At 34.1% G+C, this 18,873-nt stretch carries 13 protein-coding genes, 5 tRNA genes, 1 rRNA gene and 1 riboswitch; of the genes, 12 read left to right on the top strand and 7 right to left on the bottom strand.

All coding sequences use genetic code 11. The features are described 5' to 3' along the window. The first annotated feature begins 10 nt into the window (after positions 1-10). The 3 genes from rrf (at position 11) to AAA915_RS06850 (ending at position 307) form a co-directional block, all read left to right on the top strand. Positions 11-127: ribosomal RNA gene (gene rrf, locus AAA915_RS06840) — 5S ribosomal RNA — on the top strand. 10 nt (positions 128-137) lie between these two features. Then, positions 138-210 (top strand) — tRNA-Asn (locus tag AAA915_RS06845). Between the two features lie 7 nt (positions 211-217). After that, a tRNA-Ser gene (locus AAA915_RS06850) sits at positions 218-307 on the top strand. A gap of 549 nt (positions 308-856) precedes the next feature. On the opposite strand, the gene AAA915_RS06855 is transcribed toward AAA915_RS06850, so the two are convergent. Continuing rightward, the gene (locus AAA915_RS06855; protein WP_338200941.1) at positions 857-1,627 is read right to left on the bottom strand and encodes a DUF4393 domain-containing protein; all 771 of its coding nucleotides are present in this window, start codon (positions 1,625-1,627) and stop codon (positions 857-859) included. A gap of 1,598 nt (positions 1,628-3,225) precedes the next feature. On the opposite strand from AAA915_RS06855, the gene AAA915_RS06860 reads away from it, so the two are divergent. From AAA915_RS06860 to AAA915_RS06885, 6 genes are all read left to right on the top strand, one after another. Further along, positions 3,226-3,298, top strand: a tRNA-Val gene (locus AAA915_RS06860). 123 nt (positions 3,299-3,421) lie between these two features. After that, a tRNA-Glu gene (locus AAA915_RS06865) sits at positions 3,422-3,493 on the top strand. A 4-nt stretch (positions 3,494-3,497) separates the two neighbouring features. Then, a tRNA-Val gene (locus tag AAA915_RS06870) sits at positions 3,498-3,570 on the top strand. A gap of 79 nt (positions 3,571-3,649) precedes the next feature. Continuing rightward, positions 3,650-3,730: riboswitch (SMK box riboswitch) on the top strand. Continuing rightward, complete coding sequence (gene metK / locus AAA915_RS06875) at positions 3,728-4,927, top strand: methionine adenosyltransferase (RefSeq protein WP_338200943.1); 1,200 nt, start codon at positions 3,728-3,730, stop codon at positions 4,925-4,927. It overlaps the preceding riboswitch by 3 nt. A 29-nt stretch (positions 4,928-4,956) precedes the next feature. Continuing rightward, positions 4,957-6,411 carry an MDR family MFS transporter gene (locus AAA915_RS06880; protein ID WP_338200945.1) on the top strand — a complete coding sequence of 485 codons (1,455 nt, stop codon included), beginning with the start codon at positions 4,957-4,959 and terminating at the stop codon, positions 6,409-6,411. 137 nt (positions 6,412-6,548) lie between these two features. Beyond that, positions 6,549-7,295: a tyrosine-protein phosphatase gene (locus AAA915_RS06885; RefSeq protein WP_338200947.1), complete on the top strand. Its 747-nt coding sequence runs from the start codon at positions 6,549-6,551 to the stop codon at positions 7,293-7,295. Positions 7,296-7,348: 53 nt separating this feature from the next. Here AAA915_RS06885 and AAA915_RS06890 read toward each other — a convergent pair whose 3' ends face one another. The 4 genes from AAA915_RS06890 to AAA915_RS06905 form a co-directional block, all read right to left on the bottom strand. Continuing rightward, positions 7,349-8,473 carry a hypothetical protein gene (locus tag AAA915_RS06890; RefSeq protein ID WP_338200949.1) on the bottom strand — a complete coding sequence of 375 codons (1,125 nt, stop codon included), beginning with the start codon at positions 8,471-8,473 and terminating at the stop codon, positions 7,349-7,351. Between the two features lie 4 nt (positions 8,474-8,477). Next, a complete protein-coding gene (locus tag AAA915_RS06895; protein WP_338200951.1) occupies positions 8,478-9,089 on the bottom strand; it encodes an ATP-binding cassette domain-containing protein in 612 nt (203 codons plus the stop codon). After that, entirely contained in the window at positions 9,086-10,276 is a 1,191-nt protein-coding gene (locus AAA915_RS06900) for a hypothetical protein (RefSeq protein WP_338200953.1), read from the bottom strand. Before AAA915_RS06900 ends, AAA915_RS06895 begins: the two co-directional genes overlap by 4 nt. 66 nt (positions 10,277-10,342) lie before the next feature. Next, positions 10,343-11,536 (bottom strand): hypothetical protein, encoded by a 1,194-nt coding sequence (locus AAA915_RS06905; RefSeq protein ID WP_338200955.1) that lies wholly within the window; start codon positions 11,534-11,536, stop codon positions 10,343-10,345. Between the two features lie 330 nt (positions 11,537-11,866). Between AAA915_RS06905 and AAA915_RS06910 the strand changes: the two genes are divergently transcribed. Further along, positions 11,867-12,355 (top strand): cupin domain-containing protein, encoded by a 489-nt coding sequence (locus AAA915_RS06910; RefSeq protein WP_338200957.1) that lies wholly within the window; start codon positions 11,867-11,869, stop codon positions 12,353-12,355. 58 nt (positions 12,356-12,413) lie between these two features. Here the strand turns inward: AAA915_RS06910 and AAA915_RS06915 are convergent, their stop codons facing one another. After that, entirely contained in the window at positions 12,414-13,076 is a 663-nt protein-coding gene (locus tag AAA915_RS06915; RefSeq protein ID WP_338200959.1) for a phosphatase PAP2 family protein, read from the bottom strand. 284 nt (positions 13,077-13,360) lie between these two features. Here AAA915_RS06915 and leuS point away from each other — a divergent pair, with 284 nt between their 5' ends. Beyond that, complete coding sequence (leuS, locus tag AAA915_RS06920; protein ID WP_338200962.1) at positions 13,361-15,775, top strand: leucine--tRNA ligase; 2,415 nt, start codon at positions 13,361-13,363, stop codon at positions 15,773-15,775. Positions 15,776-15,870: 95 nt separating this feature from the next. Then, on the top strand, positions 15,871-17,514 hold the full coding sequence (locus AAA915_RS06925; RefSeq protein ID WP_338200964.1) for a putative polysaccharide biosynthesis protein: 1,644 nt from the start codon (positions 15,871-15,873) through the stop codon (positions 17,512-17,514). A gap of 218 nt (positions 17,515-17,732) precedes the next feature. Here the strand turns inward: AAA915_RS06925 and AAA915_RS06930 are convergent, their stop codons facing one another. Beyond that, the gene (locus tag AAA915_RS06930; protein ID WP_338200966.1) at positions 17,733-18,848 is read right to left on the bottom strand and encodes a pyridoxal phosphate-dependent aminotransferase; all 1,116 of its coding nucleotides are present in this window, start codon (positions 18,846-18,848) and stop codon (positions 17,733-17,735) included. Positions 18,849-18,873: the final 25 nt, after the last annotated feature.

An 18,873-nucleotide genomic window follows, 5' to 3' on the forward strand; every position in this document is an offset into this window, starting at 1 on the left:
AAGGAAAAAGTACGGTGGCAAGAGCAAGAAGGAAACACCTGTAACCATGCCGAACACAGTAGTTAAGCTTCTTCACGCCGAGAGTAGTTGGTGGGAGACTGCCTGCGAGGGTAGGACGCTGCCGTGCTTTTTAGTATTCCGGCTTAGCTCAGTTGGTAGAGCGCTTGACTGTTAATCAAGATGTCGTCAGTTCGAGTCTGACAGCCGGAGTTAATTTGGAGTGTTGTCCGAGTGGCTTAAGGAGCATGATTGGAAATCATGTATATGGGTTAATCCTGTATCGAGAGTTCAAATCTCTCACACTCCGTAAAAAAAAGCTCATAACAGTTGATGTTATGAGCTTTTTGCTTATCAATGTTCGCCAAAATTTTACATCTATTTTTAAATATTTATTGATTCAGGGATTTTTTAACAACTTAATGGATTTACTGAGCTTCCTAAATCACTATCTTAGTTTTGCATATTCAATAAAACTTAGTTAAAAATTCCAATGCTGATCATTTAGAACTATTCCTAACTTTATTTTTTAACATACCAAGTGATAAATTTAAAGTACTATAAGTGTGTAATTTTTAGTCTTAATAATTTTCTTTACAATTCTAAACTATCCATGTATGGTAAGCGTTCTTCCTCTTATTGAATTAATAGTTAGAACAATAACTAGATATAAAAATCTTATGTAAATTATATTACGGATACCGCTATGAAGAAAAAATAAAAGTTACTAAATATTTTAAAAGTAAATAGTAACTATTAGATTAAGTGAAATTTTTTGGTAAGTATGGATATTAATTAAAATATAAAAATATTGAAAATAAAGCGTTATATACTTGGAACTTAAAAAAATAAATTTTGCTTATTTTGGTAAAACTATATTCTTTAATTCTTTACCAAAAGTTGTAAAACTAAGTAACCCTTTTATTATGCACGCTTTTTGATCTGGGTTTATGCTATATTGAGTAGCAGACCATACTAAATAAGCAATCGACTTTTCAATATCAGAATAAAACTTTATACCCTCATCGTCTCCTAATTGGTCTTCATCAGTCTGTCTGATAACTCCTAGAGCAATTAAATTATCCAGACTAAATTCATTTGAAATCCATGCATGACTCGAATCATTTACACTAATAAGATGTTCATTATTTTCTGTAGATATCCCTTTTTTGACTTCTATTCCAAAAATGGCAGTGGGCATCATATCACTATTGTTTGAAATTTGCTTTAAAAAAATTGCATCTTCCGGACTAAATTGAGATAAAACATTTGAAAACCTTGGTGATAAATGTTGATTTTTTCTTTTATCAACAGAAGCTGTTACAAGTTTAGCAAACATCTCTCTTAAATTGTTATCACCTAATTGGTATGCAGAGTCTTGCACAGCTTTCATAGCAAGATTTATTTTCGATGGATCTCTATTTTTCAAAGGAATTTTAGTTACTCTATCTACAATTGACTTTTTGTATTGTCTCATGTATGTATTAACAAATGTTGTAGCAATGTTAATTGGTGATAGTATTAATTCTGTCAGTCCACCTAAAGTTTCACCAATATTTTTAGCAGTAGGGTTAAGTAAATTTTCTTGCGTACTTTGAGGCAAATTATTAAAAAAATTATTGTTGTTCATATAGTTCTCCAATTAAAATAAATAATAAATATATATTTTATTATATAATAAAACTGTAATTTTGCTTGGGGTATCTTTGAGAAATATTAACACTGTGGTTTTAAATTTTTATAAATTAAGCAATTTGCTTAATAAAGGTTATGTTATCATTGAAAAACATATCGAAAAGTTCAATAATATATAAATTAAGAACCGAATTATTCTAAAAGTACAATCTGGGATTTGGAGAAGTTTTTAGCGTAATAATTTATTTATTGTCTACTTTTTAATTAATAAATGCTCTGTAGTTACGTAAATAGTAACTATTTTTTAAATTTTATATTATTAGAAATATTTTTGCTTTTTTATCAATATTTAATTATTGCTTTTAATATTGTTTTTATGAAAGAGGTAACACATTAAAACAAATTAAAATTCTTTTTAGTTTCATAATAATAAATGCTTATTATAATTAATGAGTTGCTTTTTTTAGTCATGATTTGAGAAAATATAGATCATGTTAGTGAACTGAAAAAAATACTTTAGAAGAATCGGATTTTCAATTTAGTAATGTATATTTGCTTGTTTCCAAGTTGATAGTTTTTTCAATCAAATAAATAAAAAATTTATATTATATTAAATTATTAATAAATAGGTTCCAAGTGATATGAATGTAGAAATGTTATGTTACGCAGACAAACATATGAACATTACATATCATTTTTATGTTTGGTATTTTTATATTAAAAAAGTGCAAAAGGACAAATATGTACCTAGAAACAAAATTACGTAGTTTTTATTTGATTGAAGCAAGCTATAACAATATCTAATTGGTCCAAGCAATTATCAATTAAACTATTTTAAGTAAGTTAAAATGCAAATATTTTGGAATGCTAATGTATAGAAAATAATTTATGATCATAAAATATAAATATCGTGGTGGATTTAAGCATAAGTTGTTGAATTATATATAGACAATTGGAAATAGCAATTTAAAAAGTTGAATCATTGACTCGGTGTTAAGAGTCTAAATGAAAAAATAAAAAATAGAATTCATATATAAGTTTATAATGATGGCTGTGCTTAAACTTAATCAACAAAAGAAATATATACACAGCATTTTAAGGTACAGTGAATCAAAAAGACCAAAAGGCATATTGGAGATTGAACTTTGAATATATGATTTTTCGTTTTGAACAATTTGATGCTGAATATTTGATTGTGGAAATTTTTTTCAGTTACTAAGATTTATAAAGTTGTGAATATGAATAGCAGATTGATTTAGTTTAGCAATATATAAAAGTATCAAATTTTTACAATATATGAAAAGGATATAATTTAACATAAAAGTAAATTTTGCTTTTATTTAGATTGTAGAGAAAAATATTGTGTTACTATTTTATTTTACTCACTGCTAAAGTTACTTAGTGACTTCTAAATGATTACTACTTTTGCTTTCAAAATGATACTTTTAGCACGAATAATTTCTTATTTAACTAACTTATTCTGTTCAAAATAACACCCATCACACGAATCAAGCAAAAATTTCCAAAAAAGTGTAGACATAAAAAGAAACTTATGATAAATTATTAGAAGTGGTCGAGAGACAACAACAAAATGGAGGATTAGCTCAGCTGGGAGAGCATCTGCCTTACAAGCAGGAGGTCACAGGTTCGAGCCCTGTATCCTCCATAATAATGGTGGTGTGAAGGGAAGTTCGCGCCGCCATTATTTATTGATTTAACTAATAAATTGAATCCTTGCATTTTCTTCCAGAATAGGTATACTATTGAATGTGCTTTGATTCAGAACAATGACCCGTTGGTCAAGTGGTTAAGACATCGCCCTTTCACGGCGGTAACATGGGTTCAAATCCCGTACGGGTCACTTTGGAGGATTAGCTCAGCTGGGAGAGCATCTGCCTTACAAGCAGGAGGTCACAGGTTCGAGCCCTGTATCCTCCATCGTTCTATGGCTACCGAACCTGCGGTAGCCTTTTTTATTATCAATATAATATATAAAAACATAGAACGAAAAGTAAAAAATCGGTTCAAGTCCTGAGAGGATCCTTTAATGGAGATGCCTTGTAACCGAATAGCTATTGTCTATAGGGGGACTATTATGGAAAAACGTTTATTTACTTCAGAATCAGTTTCTGAAGGTCATCCTGATAAAGTTGCTGATCAGATTTCTGATGCAATTTTGGATGCTATTATTGCCAAGGATCCGCAAGCTCATGTTGCTTGTGAGACTATTGTCAATACTGGAATTGTCTATGTTTTTGGCGAAATTTCTACAACTGCATATGTTGACATTCAAAGCATTGTTCGCAAGACTGTTTTGAGAATTGGTTATGATAAACCTGAACTTGGATTTGATGGCAATAATTGTGCTGTCTTAATTGATATTGATGAACAATCACCGGATATAGCTCAAGGTGTTGACCATTCGCTTGAAACACGTGAAAATCAATCTGATGATGATCAGCTGGATCAAATTGGTGCAGGTGATCAAGGCTTGATGTTTGGCTTTGCAATCAACGAAACGCCTGAATTAATGCCTTTACCAATTTCATTGGCTCACCGCTTAATGCGGCAAGTTGCAAAACTCCGTAAAGATGGTACTTTAACATGGCTTAGGCCTGATGCTAAGGCCCAGGTAACGGTTGAGTATGATGAAAAGCAGAAGCCTAAGCGGGTTGATACTGTGGTTATTTCTACTCAAACCGATGATAAAGTTTCTAACCAGGAAATTCGTCAGGCTATGATTGATTTCGCTATCAAAAAGGTCATACCTGCTAAATATTTAGATGAAAAGACCAAGTTTTTGATTAATCCGTCGGGTCGCTTTGTTATTGGTGGACCCAAAGGCGATTCAGGTTTAACTGGACGTAAAATTATTGTTGATACCTATGGTGGCTACGCTCGTCACGGTGGCGGTGCATTTTCAGGTAAAGATCCAACAAAAGTTGATCGTAGTGCCAGCTATGCTGCAAGATATGTAGCCAAGAATATAGTTGCTGCAGGCCTAGCTGAGCGTTGTGAAGTTCAGTTAGCTTATGCAATTGGTGTTGCTCATCCTGTTTCAATTATGATCGATACGGCAGGAACAGGAAAAGTCAGCGATGACTTATTGACAAAAGCTGTCCGTAAAACTTTTGATTTACGTCCAGCCGGTATCATTAAAATGCTGGATCTTAGACGGCCAATTTACGAACAAACGGCAGCTTATGGTCATTTTGGCCGGACAGATATTGATTTACCATGGGAAAAAACCGATAAAGTTCAAGACTTGTTAGACTTTGTTAACGAAAATAAGTAATTTTTTTCATAAGTAAGGGAGTTGTAATTTTGAAGAAAACAAATGTACGAGTAGTAATGATTGCGATTTTTATGACCACATTTATGACTGCTATTGAGGGTACGATCGTTTCTACTGCAATGCCGACAATTGTTTCTGATCTAAATGGATTGGAAATTATGAATTGGGTTGTTTCAATATTTTTGTTTATGACAGCTGTATCGACTCCTTTATATGGCAAATTAGCAGACAGCATTGGACGTAAACCAATTTTTCTATTTGGAATAGCGTTATTTGTAATTGGGTCTGCACTTTGCGGGCAAGCTCAAAATATGGTTGAACTGATTTTATTCCGGGTTATTCAAGGATTGGGTTCCGGAGCAGTTCAGCCAGTAGCTATGACAATCATTGCTGATTTATATAGTATTGAAAAAAGAACGAAGATGTTAGGCCTCAATTCAGGCTTTTGGGGTGTAGCTTCAGTTATTGCCCCATTACTGGGTGGCTTTATTGTGCAAAACCTTTCATGGCACTGGGTTTTTTATATTAATGTACCAATCGGGATCATTGCATTACTATTAATTATCTTTTTCCTAAAGGAACCCAAAAATAAGAAAAAATCAAAACTTGATATTAAGGGAACATTTTGGTTAGTAGTTTTACTTTTGACTCTGATGTTCACATTACAAGATCTTGGAACAATCAAGCCGCTGATTTTAGCCGCTCTAGTCGCTTTAATCGTTGTCAGTGCCCTGATATTCTATCATGAAGAAAAGCAGGCAGAGGACCCAATAATGCCACTCTCAATGCTAAAGGGCAGAGAGTTTCTAGCTGTAAATATGATTACATTGTTAATTGCGGGCGTGGTTATTGGCTTTGAATTTTATATTCCAACTTGGATGCAGGGCATTAATGGTACTTCTGCCACAATCGCCGGTTTTGCGGTGACTCCAAGTTCTGTAATGTGGGTCGTAGGATCATTTTTAATTGGCGGCATGTTGAGCCGTTGGGGTGTTAAGAAAACTTTCTTTGGTTTATTAGCAGTGTTGTTAGTGGCGGATTGTATGTTACTAATTGTCCCTATTCATACTCAGTTTTGGGTATTCTGTGTGATTGCTACCTTAAATGGCTTTTCCTTCGGTGGAGTTTTAACTGCTTCACAGGTGCGCTCACAAGTTTTAGTTTCTAAAGAAAATATTGGTGTAGCCACTTCTTTTAACACCTTAATGAGATATTTAGGTCAAACCATGATGGTTTCAATTTTCGGTATTACTTTTAACACCATTGTGGCGAACCAACTTGCTAAACATCCAAACTTGACACAAGGTATGATGAATAAAATTGTTTCGTCAGCTAAGGCGCAGGAGCTGGCTGCAAACCTAGTACCTCAATTGAGACAAGTGCTGTTTAGCGCCTTAAAAGGTGTTTACTTCGTTTCACTTGCTGCAATTATTATCTCCGTTATTTTTAACTGTATTTATAAAAAAGCAGATAGTAATGATTAATAATACAAATTTTAAATGACACCGCTGGCAGAATTGTTCAGCGGTTTTTTGTTTAAAAATATCTTCCTTAGTAGAAATATTTTTTCTTAAAAATTATAATAAAAACTATTAAAATAAAATTTAACGGGAGCAGTAAAATGGCAAGAGAAATTACAAATTGGCGTTCCTTGGGTGGAAATGTTGGCACAGATGGAAGAAAAGTCAAAGATGGACTTTTATTTAGGTGTGGCCAACTATATAATCTAAGCGCCTACCAAAAAGAACAGGTACAGAATAAATATCAAATTAGGAGAGTTTTTGATTTCAGGGGCGAGGAAGAAAGAAAGCAATTTCCGGATTACTTGTGGTCAGGATTAGATTATGTTGTAATTGATGTTTTAAAAGACGCTCAAGTTAATCAGGCAAGTGTAGATGAAATTATTTCTGGTAATAATCAAGCTGAAGAGGACATGCTTACCACCTATGAAGAATTAGCACTCCAAAAATCAGCACAAAAGGGTTATCATCAGTTTTTGATGACATTAATTAATGATCCTGTTCCGACTGCCTTTCACTGCTTTGCCGGTAAAGATCGTACGGGTGTGGCAGCGGCTTTGATTTTGAAAAGCTTGGGCGTGAGTGATGACCAAATTTTTGCAGACTATTTAAAAACAATTTCGGCTAGAAAACAAGAAAATCAAGAAATTTTGGATTACTTGAGAGACCAATTAACCAGTTCCCAATTACAAGATGTAGCTGTAGCTTTAACTGTGCAAAAATCCTATTTAGAAAGATATTTTAGAGCTATTAAGCAAAATTATGGTGATTTTGACAACTACTTGATCAAGGGCTTGGATCTGCCGCTTGATTTTAAGACTAAAATGAGACAAATTTATTTAGAATAAAAGCAAAAGAGCCTGGGAAAATATTTCTCCCAGACTCTTTTGTTCTAACTTATTCAATTACCTTTAGTCAATTTTGTCATTTGTTTTGAAAACCATGGCCATAACAAGTTGAGGATTGTGAGAATGACAATTGAGACTATAAGAACTATACAACCAAAAGCAAAATTAAGCTGTGGGTTGTTAAATTTGGTTGCTAAGTTTCCATTTGCCACCTGAGTTGAAAGCAGGTAAGTCATTGGTATGTATTGCACAACTGCAGTTTTGGCCATTCCACCAATACCAGAAGTTGATTGTAAAATAAATGGTAAAATTGCACCACCTAACAGTATGAATAGTGCTAAGAAAAGACAACTTAACTGATTACGGGTAATCTGTGCTAAAAGAATTAACAAAATCACGATGAAAATGCACACCAAGATAGATAAAACAAGCGCAGGCTTTAGCCAAACAGAAAGTGGTTGATAAGTGCTTTTGAAACTACCTGACAAAATAACTCCTTGAATTGGATAGGAAAGTGAGCCACTACCGAAAAGTAAACTGCAAAGTCCCCAGATTAAAACACAGATGAAAAGAGTTAGTGAAAAAGCAATTAGTAATCCTAAAATGATATCAAGGATTGCATTGTGCTTGCTTGGTAACAATACGGCACGATTTAAATGATCAACATACTTTGATGCGAATATATTACTTAAAATAAAACAAAGCATAACGATGATCATTGCAGGCAAAAATCCTTCTGAAAGTTTAAATAGGAATAACCAACCCTGTTTAGGATGCTGTTCATTTTGTTCTGGTAAATTTGCTTTTTTTAGAGCATGCAAACGGGCATTTTTCTGCTTAATTTCTTGTCTGAGATCAGCTCCACCAATTTTGACTTGCGCTGCTTGCCTGTTATTTTGACGAATCATCAGTTCATATGCATGATTCCAATTTTCATTATCTAGGGCTTTTAATATCTGCCGCTCGTTTCTATTTTGATTTTTAACCGTGGGCAAATTAGCTTGGGACTGTTTCTGCTTGCTTAAATCTTGATTTATTTGGTAACGGATTGTAGTTTGATCACCTTTTAAAGCATTATAGCCTAGAATAAACCCTGCACATATTAGCACTATACTTAAAATTAGCCATGTCAAAGTATTTTTAAATACTTTTTTAAATTGTAATTCGAAATAGGCCATAGCTCTATCCTCGAACTAATTGGTGGTGCTTTAATGTCAAAGTATCATCAACAATTCCTGTTACTTCTTCTTGATAATGAGAAGCCATAATAATAAGCTTGTTTTGCTTTGCTAAATTGACCAATTCTTGATACAGAATCTGACGGCTGTCACTGTCCAGGCCATTGTTAATTTCATCCATTAGTAAGTACTGGGCATCGCTTAACTCATAAAGGGCAACCACCAATTTTTGCTTCATACCCAATGAATATTTTCTAATTGCAGTTTTGATATAATTATTCATTCCCCAGCGGTTTATTATATCTTGTAGATCCTGGTTTGAATGCCACTCGTTTTTAACAAATTGCATATAATCGAACCCCGAAAGATTTTTGTCAAACCAGTCAGAAGTTTCCAGGTAAAAAACCTGACTCTTGACGTTAGCGAAGGGCTTACCGTCAAACAAGACTCGGCCTGAACTTGGTGCCAGTAAGCTGACCATAGTTCTGAGGACACTTGTTTTACCAGTGCCATTAAGTGCATGAAGCATATATATTTTGCCATTTTGAAAGTTAAAATTGGCATTTTTGAGTATGGGTTCACGTAATGTAAGGGTTAAATCTTTAATTTCAATCATTTTGTTTTCCTCCCTTTTTGGGCTTTTTGTGCGGTGAGGTAGTTTAAAAATAACAGGATAATAGTTCCTAGGGCTAAAACTAGCATGCCATTAGTAAAATTAACTTGCGGATAAGTAACTAATTTGGTTTCATCAGCAAAGACATATGCATTACTAATGCCAAACATACCAACTACTGGTTGTAAGGAGAAAAAATAGCTCATGGGGATGAATTGGGCAAAAATTCTCGCTGCTACTACATATTGTGGGAGAATCATACCACCAACTAATATTAGAGCGGAAATGAATAATGCCAACAGACGGTTTTTAAATACTTGTACGAAAAGCAAAACCACACTTGCAATGAACATAAAGCAAAATAATTCTAAAATTAAAGTAGGGCAAAACAACTGATACATTGGAATGAAGATATTCCGTTTAGTTACTGCGTCTATGCCCATCATCGGATATTTAAAGTTACCAGTACCAAAAAATATACTTGGAATAATAAAAAGCAATAGAAATGTTGCTAAGAAATAACCGAATCCAATTAATGAACCAGTGCCAAATTCAATCAGCAAATGATTTTTTTGCGGTAAAAGATTTTCTAGACGCATCCGTTCATAAAAACCGGACGAATATAACTTGATCAGAATAAAAATTATGGCTAAAACTGCTAAAGGGGGTAAGACTTCCTGCATCATTTCTAATATAAAAAAGCCACCTTTAACAGAATAATGTTCATTTTCTTCTGGTAAGTTATTTCGTGCCAGATACTGTAATTTTTGAATATTACTTTCAATTGCCAGTATATTATCTTTACTGACATTATTACGTTTTGCATCAGCAAGATTGTATTTTTCTTGCTTTATTATGATTTGATAAGCCTTGTGCCACTTATTTGTTTGAATTGCCTTAATTAAGGTCTTAAATTCTTTCATGGATGACTTATTTTCAGCCAGATCCAGTTCAATTTGACTGCGGGTTGTTTTGGTCAAATTAGCTTTTTGTAACTGTTTTTGATAATATCTGACATTTTTCTTTTCCAGAGCTATATTTTCTTTAGCTTCTATTATGCGCGGATTAATATAGCGCGAATTGTAGTTTTTTATCCAAAAATAAAAACATCCAAGTAAAATGGCTAAAAGGCTAATCCAGGTAAATTTACTTTTGAGCACCTGTTTGATTTGTAACTTAAAATATGGCATTTTTCTCACCTCTTTATATAAAAATTAAAAAGATAGTTTAAACGTTTTAAGATAATATTGATATAGTTAACTTGTTTTTATTCCTTTTTGTGCTTTTTCGGCGACAAAGTAATTTAGAAGCAAAAGAATTAATATTCCTACTAGTAAAACAATTACACCGTTAGTAAAATTTACTTGCGGATAAGTTACCAATTTCGTTTCATCTGCGATGACATAGGAATTACTGATACCAAACATGCCATTCACTGGTTGTAAAGCAAAGAAGTAGCTCATCGGAATGAACTGAGCAAAACTCCGTTCAGCTACTATATATTGTGGGATAACCATACCTCCAACCAATATCAGTACAGAAAAAAGTAACGCAATAATAGGATTCTTAAAAAACTGAACGAAAAATAACACCATGCCTGAGATAAAGATAAAACTTAACAATTCTAACAGTAAAATTGGCAACAAGAGTTGATGCATTGGAATAAAAATATATTCTTTAGTCACAGGGTTCATGCCCGCAATTGGATAATAAAAATTTCCAGTTCCGGCAAAAAGACTAGGTATCAAAAAAATCAACAAGAAGGTAACGAGAAAATAACAGAAACCCATTAAAGAACCAGTAGAAAATTCGCTTAATACCAATCTATTTTGCGGTAATAAATTGCCTAACCTCATACGATCAAAGTAATCACTTGCAAATATTTTTACCAGAACAAAAATAACGGCTAGGACTACAAGTATAGGTAAGAATTGTTCCATAACAAAAATAAGAAAGAAACTGCCTTTTACTGGATTAATAGTCTGTTCTTTTGGTAAATGTTGTTTAGCTAATGTTTGCAGTTCCAATAAATCACGTTTACTTATAGCAACGGCTTCACTATCTGAGCCATTTTTCTTAGCATCAGCAAGCCAAAATTTGGCTTCTTTAATCATGATCGGATAGGCTTTTTGCCAATCTTTGGACTGGAGGGCCTTAATGAGTTTTTGTTTTTCAGCTATATCTGATTGGGAACTCTTTAGACTTTTTCTTATTTGCTTCTTATTGTCCTCATCTAATTTTTTCTGTTTGAGTTCTTTTTGAAAATATATGACGTTTTTCTTTTGAATAGCTACATTAGCTTTTGCAGTACTAAGTTCCATACTGTCAGACTTGCTAGCATAATAATTCTTTGCCCAAAAAGAGAGGCAACCTACTAGAATAGCTATCAGACTGATCCAGGTAAATTTACTTTTGAGCATTTGCTTAACTTTTAACTTCATGTACGGCATTTTTGGTCACCTCTTAATCTAGGTTTAAAAAAACCGCTAGATTAAAATTATTGATCTAGCAGTTTTATATGACTTTAATATTAAAATTAATGTCACGGCACTAACACAGTACCTTTTAAGTGTCAACATTTAATTACTTGATAATATAATATTTTTTCTTTTATTGCAATAAAAAGTTCATATAATATTTGTTATTGCAAGATTAATTTAATCAATCAAGCTTAAATTTTTATAAGTTCTTAACTTCTATCTAAATAATTACTAGCTGACTTTAAAGCAAAAATGCGTTAAATTTGTATATATAATTTGTATTTTTGTTAAGGAGAAAAAATGAAACGTGACGATTATATCAAAGCATTAAATCTTGAACCTCACCAAGAAGGGGGTTGGTTCAGGCAAGTTTATGCGAGTGATAAGCAGTTTTATGATGAAGATAGTAAAGCAGAGCGCTTTTATTATACTTCCATCTATTTTTTACTTGATGACACAAGCTGCTCCCACTTTCACCGCTTGAATCATGATGAAATGTGGTATTACCATGATGGAGAAGCGATTACTATTCATTGTATTACTCCAGATGGTAAATATTCAGCTATTAAATTAGGCAAAAATGTTTCTGCAGGTGAAAGAATGCAATTTAGAGTTCCGAAGAATACCATTTTTGCATCTGAAGTCGTAAAACCAGATAGTTTTTGTTTAGTGAGCTGTGTAGTTTCGCCTGGATTTGATTATCACGACTTTGAACTGCTTAAAAAAGGAGATTTACTCAAACAATATCCTGCTTACAAAAAGGTCATTGAGCGATTAGCGCTGGATTAATATAATTTTGACATAAAAAAGGATTCAAAACTTTTAAATCGGTTTGAATCCTTTTTACTTAGTATAAATTACTTTGTGCTCTTTGGCTTTCTAAATAATAATGATAAAGAAAAGAGTATCCAATTAAGATAAATGCAATTCCTTCTAAAAAACCGCCAACTACATCGGAAGGATAGTGGACATGACTGAAAATTCGGGTATAGCCAATTAGTATTGGAAAACAAGCCCAGACAAGACATAAGACAGTTTTAACAGCCTTATTTTTGATTAATAAAATTGTTAGAACAATTAAAATTCCAAATAAAGCAGCACTGCCAACAGAGTGACCTGAGGGAAAACTGTAACCATGAGCTGCAACGAGATGTTCAGTATATGGTCTGTGCCTTGCAATTGCATGCTTGATGATCCAGTTATAGCCGTTAGCACCTATCATAGTTCCAGCAGTAAAAACCGCACACGCGAATTTTTTGCAAAGAGCTAAAATAATTACCAGGATTATAGTCTCAATTAGGATAACATTAGTATTGCCTAAATTAGTAAAAGTTGTCGCAAATTTGATTGCAGAAGGATTGTTATTGCAGATAATATTAATCATTGTTTGGTCAAAATTGTGAATAAATTGATTTTCAGAAGCAACTAAAATTGCCCAGATCGCGTACAAAATCAAAAATATGGTCGCAGGTATTATTGTGTCTCTCTTTGTTTGTATCGTTTTGTTCAAAAATTTTCTCCCCTTGTTTTTTTTTGCATTTGTGGTAAATTATAATCATTATTGGTCAAAAAATAAAGATCAGGAATTAGTAGCAGTTTTTGTTTTCTATAGAGAAGAGTCGGAGGGTGCAAGACTTGAAAATAAGATTGTGAACTGAGCCTGGAACAATTCTAACGTTTGCTATCCGCGTTAAGGGGCAAGAAGTGTCGCGCTTTGGGCGTGGAACTTAGGTGGTACCGCGATTATTCGTCCTATGAAAGAATTTCATAGGACTTTTTTTATGAGGTAAAAATATGTACAATCACAAAGTTGTTGAAAAAAAATGGCAGGATTACTGGGAAAAAAATCAAACTTTTAAAACAGGTAACGATCCCAAAAAGAAAAATTATTATGTTTTAGATATGTTTCCTTTTCCATCGGGTAAAGGACTTCACGTAGGACACCCTGAGGGGTACACAGCAACAGATATCATTGCAAGGATGAAACGGAGTCAGGGGTATAATGTACTGCACCCAATGGGTTGGGATGCTTTTGGCCTTCCGACTGAACAGTATGCTCTCCAAACTGGACAAGACCCGGCAGTTGTTACTACTGAAAATATTGCCAATTTCAAACGGCAGCTCAATACTCTGGGGTTCTCATATGACTGGAACAGGGAGCTTGCAACCTGTGATCCTAAATACTACAAGTGGACCCAATGGACATTTGAGCAAATGTATAAAAATGGTTTGGCCTATGAAGCAGAAGCACCGGTTAACTGGTCACCAGATTTAGGTACAGTTGTTGCCAACGAAGATATTGTTGATGGTAAAACTGAACGCGGCGGCTATCCTATCTATCGGCGCAACATGAAGCAATGGATGCTGAGAATAACTAAATATGCAGATCGTCTTTTAGCTGGCTTGGATAATCTTGACTGGCCAGAAAATATTAAAGAAATGCAACGTAACTGGATTGGTCGTTCAGTAGGTGCACAAATTACTTTTAAGGTCAAAAATTCTAATGAGACTTTTGATGTCTTTAGTACCCGTCCAGATACTTTATTTGGTGCAACCTATGCTGTTTTAGCCCCTGAAAATAAATTAGTCCAGAAAATAATGACCGACGGTCAAAAAGATGAAGTTAACGCCTATATTAAGCAAATTGAATCTAAGTCCGACCTTGAAAGAACAGATTTAAATAAAACCAAAACTGGAGTTTTTACGGGCGCTTATGCCATTAACCCTGTAAACAACAAAGAAATTCCTATTTGGATTGCTGATTATGTTCTTGGCAGTTATGGTACTGGTGCCGTAATGGCTGTCCCAGCTCACGACACCCGTGATTATGAGTTCGCCCGGAAATTCAATTTGCCTATTAAACCAGTTATTAAGGGCGGAGATGTTGCACAAGAAGCATATACTGGTGATGGTCCTCATATAGATTCTGAGTTTCTAAATGGGCTCAATAATGCTGAAGCAAAGGATAAAATTGTTGGTTGGCTTACTGAACACCACGCTGGAGAGAAAAAGGTTAATTACAAATTACGTGACTGGGAATTTAGTCGTCAGCGTTATTGGGGTGAGCCAATTCCAGTAATTCACTGGGAAGATGGAGAAACTACATTGGTTCCGGAAGATGAATTACCTCTTGTTTTACCTCACGCTACCGACATTAAGCCGTCAGGTACACCTGAAAGTCCATTGGTAAACTTGCAGGATTGGGTAAATGTTGTTGACAAAAATGGTCGGAAAGGTAAGAGAGAAACTAATACCATGCCTAATTGGGCAGGTTCATCATGGTATTTCCTACGCTTTGTTGATCCGCATAATGACAATAAGTTGGCTGATTACGAAATGCTAAAGAAATGGATGCCAGTTGATCTTTATATTGGTGGCGCAGAACATGCTGTCCGGCACCTGCTTTATGCCAGATTTTGGAATATGGTTCTGTATGATTTAGGTGTTATTCCTAATGAAGAACCATTCCAAAGATTATTCAACCAAGGATTAATCCTGAAAGATCATGATAAAATGTCCAAGTCCAAAGGCAATGTAGTTAATCCTGATGATGTGATTGATGAATATGGTGCAGACAGTCTTAGAATGTATGAAATGTTCATGGGTCCACTAGATGCATCTATTGACTGGGATGATAATGGTCCTGCTTCAACCAAGAAGTTTTTAGACAGAGTTTGGCGTCTGTTTGTTAATGATCTGGATCTTAAAGCCATACCACAAGAAAATATTGTGGATGAAAATGATGGTACTTTAGATAAAATTTATAACGAAACTGTTAAAAAAGTAACTGAAGATTTTGATGATTTACATTTCAATACTGCAATTTCTCAATTAATGGTCTTTGTTAATGCTGCGCAAAAAGCAAAAACGATTCCAAAAAAATATGCTGAAGGCTTTATTACGCTTTTGGCCCCAATTGCTCCTCACATGATGGAAGAAATCTGGCAAATATTTGGACATGAGCAATCCGTAACTTTTGCAAAATGGCCAACTTATGATTCAGCCAAACTAGTTGAATCAACAGTCGAAATCATGGTGCAAGTGAATGGCAAATTGCGTGGCAATTTTAAGGCCGCTGTTGACATGGATAAAGACGAAGCTCAAAAACAAGCACTGGCCCTTCCTCACGTACAGAAATTTTTAGAAGGCAAAGATATTAAAAAAGTCATCGTTGTACCGAATAAGATTGTCAATATTGTAGCTAAATAAAGTTAATTTTTCCTAAAGTGCAAAGTATATTTGTTGTTAATTGTCCATTTTCATTCACAATAATATAGTTAGTAGACTAGATTTAGGGAACTTTAATGAAAGAAAATAATTTATCTGAACAAAATACACAAAATACCTTCATTAAGGGCAGTGCGTGGATGACTTTCGGCTCTATTACATCACGTATTTTGGGTGCTCTCTATATTATTCCGTGGTTTTATTGGATGTCGCCCTATGGTAATATTGCCAATGCATTAACTGCCAGAAGTTATAACATTTATAGTATTTTTATTTTAATATCCACTGCTGGTATTCCTGGTGCTGTTGCTAAACAGGTGGCAAAATATAATGCACTTAATGAATACGGAGTTGGTCGTAAACTTTTTCATCGCGGCTTAATACTAATGGTATTTTTGGGAATTATTTCTGCAGCAGTGATGTATTTTGCTTCACCTTTTTTAGCTTCTAATGGTTCACAAATTGATCCGAGACAGGTAAGGGTAATGAGGAGCCTGTCCTATGCTATCTTAATTATCCCTGTATTAAGTATTATGAGGGGATATTTTCAGGGCTACGAGGACATGATGCCATCAGCAATGTCTCAGTTTGTAGAACAGTTGGCACGAGTAATCTGGATGTTATTAACTGCTTATATTATTATGCAAGTACAGCATGGTAATTTTGTAGATGCAGTGGTGCAATCAAATTTGGCTGCTGCGATTGGAGCGGTTTTTGGCATAGCCATTTTAACGTGGTTTTTGCTGTCTAGACGTAATAAGCTTAACGAGTTGGTTGAAAATTCCAATAATGAAATTCAGGTTTCAACTTCTGCTCTTTTTGCTGAAATAATTGCCCAGGCAATTCCTTTTATTATCATTGATGCAGGTATTCAACTTTTTTATCTGGTAGATCAATATAGCTTTCACCCCATTATCTCGAGTTTGGTTAGTGCAACTAATAATACAATTGAAACTTGGTATGCGTTATTTGCGCTTAATGCCAATAAGTTGATAATGATCATTGTATCTTTAGCAAGTGCTATGGCTGTGACGACAATTCCGCTATTGTCTGCAGCTCACACTAAGCATGATTTTCGTGCAATTTCTGACCAAATTGGCAATACTTTAGATTTATTTTTATTTGTCATGATTCCCGCTTCTTTTGGCATGGCAGCTATTTCTACACCTATCTATACAATCTTTTACGGTTACGACAAACTGGGTTCAAATGTACTTTACCTTTCTTCCTTTACAGCTATCAGTTTGGGCTTATTTACGGTATTGATGGCTATTTTACAAGGTCTATCTGAAAATGGACTTGCAATTAAATATTTAGTATTAGGATTAATCATTAAAATTTTAATGCAATACCCCATGATTTACGTATTTAAAATATTTGGTCCATTGATTGCAACTAATTTAGGAATGCTTGTCATTATCTTTATGGCAATAGAGCACCTTAAGATTAATTACAATTTCAATCAGGATCGCACAAGACGACGCTTTATCGGCATTACTGCTTTTTCAGTTATTATGTTTTTGCTGGTTTTGGCAGTAGAAAAAGGATTGGAGTTGTTCTTAAATCCTGCAAGCAGTTTACAGTCACTTGTCATTGTTTTTGTCGCGGTAGTTGTGGGTTGCTTGTTTTATGGCTTTGCGGCTATCAAGTCTAATTTAGCACAGAAAATTTTAGGAAACAAAATCATTCCAATATTGGAAAAACTGCACATTCGTGCATAAACAAAACCCAATATAATTAAAAATGATACCGATATTCTTTCGGTATCATTTTTATTTTATTTAACTAAACGATTTAAGATTAATTATGAGGTGCAAGTAAAAAATTAGGTAAAATAAAAAAGCTCATCAATTGCTAAAATTCTATCTAGCAATTGATGAGCTGCTTTTTAATATACCAATCTTGAATTTATTTGTTCAAAGTAATTAAAATTTTAATTTTATGCCTTCTGTTTATTATAATTTAAGGTATAATCTACACAATCAATAATTTTTTGCACACCTTTTAATAAAACTTTTTTTTCAGTTGATAGGGAAATTCTGAAGTATCTGTCTGAATATTGGAAATCACTTCCCTTGGCCACAATTACATGAAAGTGTTCTTCCAGCAATTTATAGTATAAGTCAATATCCTTGATAGCCTCTGGTACTTCAATAAACATGTATAAACCGCCCATGTATGAGGAGGAAGGAAAATACTTACTCGAAGCAAAAAGTCTGGTTAATTCTGCACCGGTCTGTTTGATTTCTGCGATATGGTGGGTATATTTCTCTGGTTCTTCCAAAATAATTTCCCCGATGAATTGACTAATAGTCGGGGCACTGAAAGTGATCCCTTCATTATAAAAGCCGTCCCGCTCAATAATATTGGCTGGTGCAATGACATAGCCAAGACGTATTCCTGGTATGGCAAAACTTTTGGAAAAGCTGCTTACTAAAATTTGATGGGAAATATCAGTTGAGATTGGCTGGTATTGATATTTACTGGGATAATCGCTGTAAACATGATCGTCAATCACAAAGATATTTTTCTCTTCACAGAGATTATTCAAGAATTCTCGGTCCGTTTGCGACAAACTGGCTCCAGTAGGATTGTTAGGATAATTAATAATGATGGCCTTAGTATTTGCATTTACGGCTTTTTTGATTTGCTCAATTGGCAGTGCAAAAGTGGGTGCTTCTGATTTAACGATTACTGGAGTTGCGCCAACTCCCGCAATTAAATTTAAATATGAAGGGAAAAAAGGAGCAACAACAATAATTTCATCGGATTTAGTATTGATGAGAGATTTTAATGATAAAAAAGCACCATGTAGACATGAAACGGTTATTTGAATATTATTGATGTCAATATCCTTGATACCGTGGGTCTCACTGTAGTATGACACAATTTTTTCTCTCAGTTTAGGCAGTCCCAAACCCGGAGTATATCCATTTCCAGCATTCTCAACTCTTTTTACCAATTTATCAATTATTCTTTTGTTTATTCCAGAACGAAAATCTCCAATAGACAAATCAATGTAGTCGGAGGGAAGTATATTAACGTCTAAGCTCATAATACGCTAACCTTTCTTTAAGTAA

Origin of the sequence: Lactobacillus rizhaonensis, from assembly GCF_036246345.1 — a bacterium.
Classification (GTDB): domain Bacteria; phylum Bacillota; class Bacilli; order Lactobacillales; family Lactobacillaceae; genus Lactobacillus; species Lactobacillus rizhaonensis.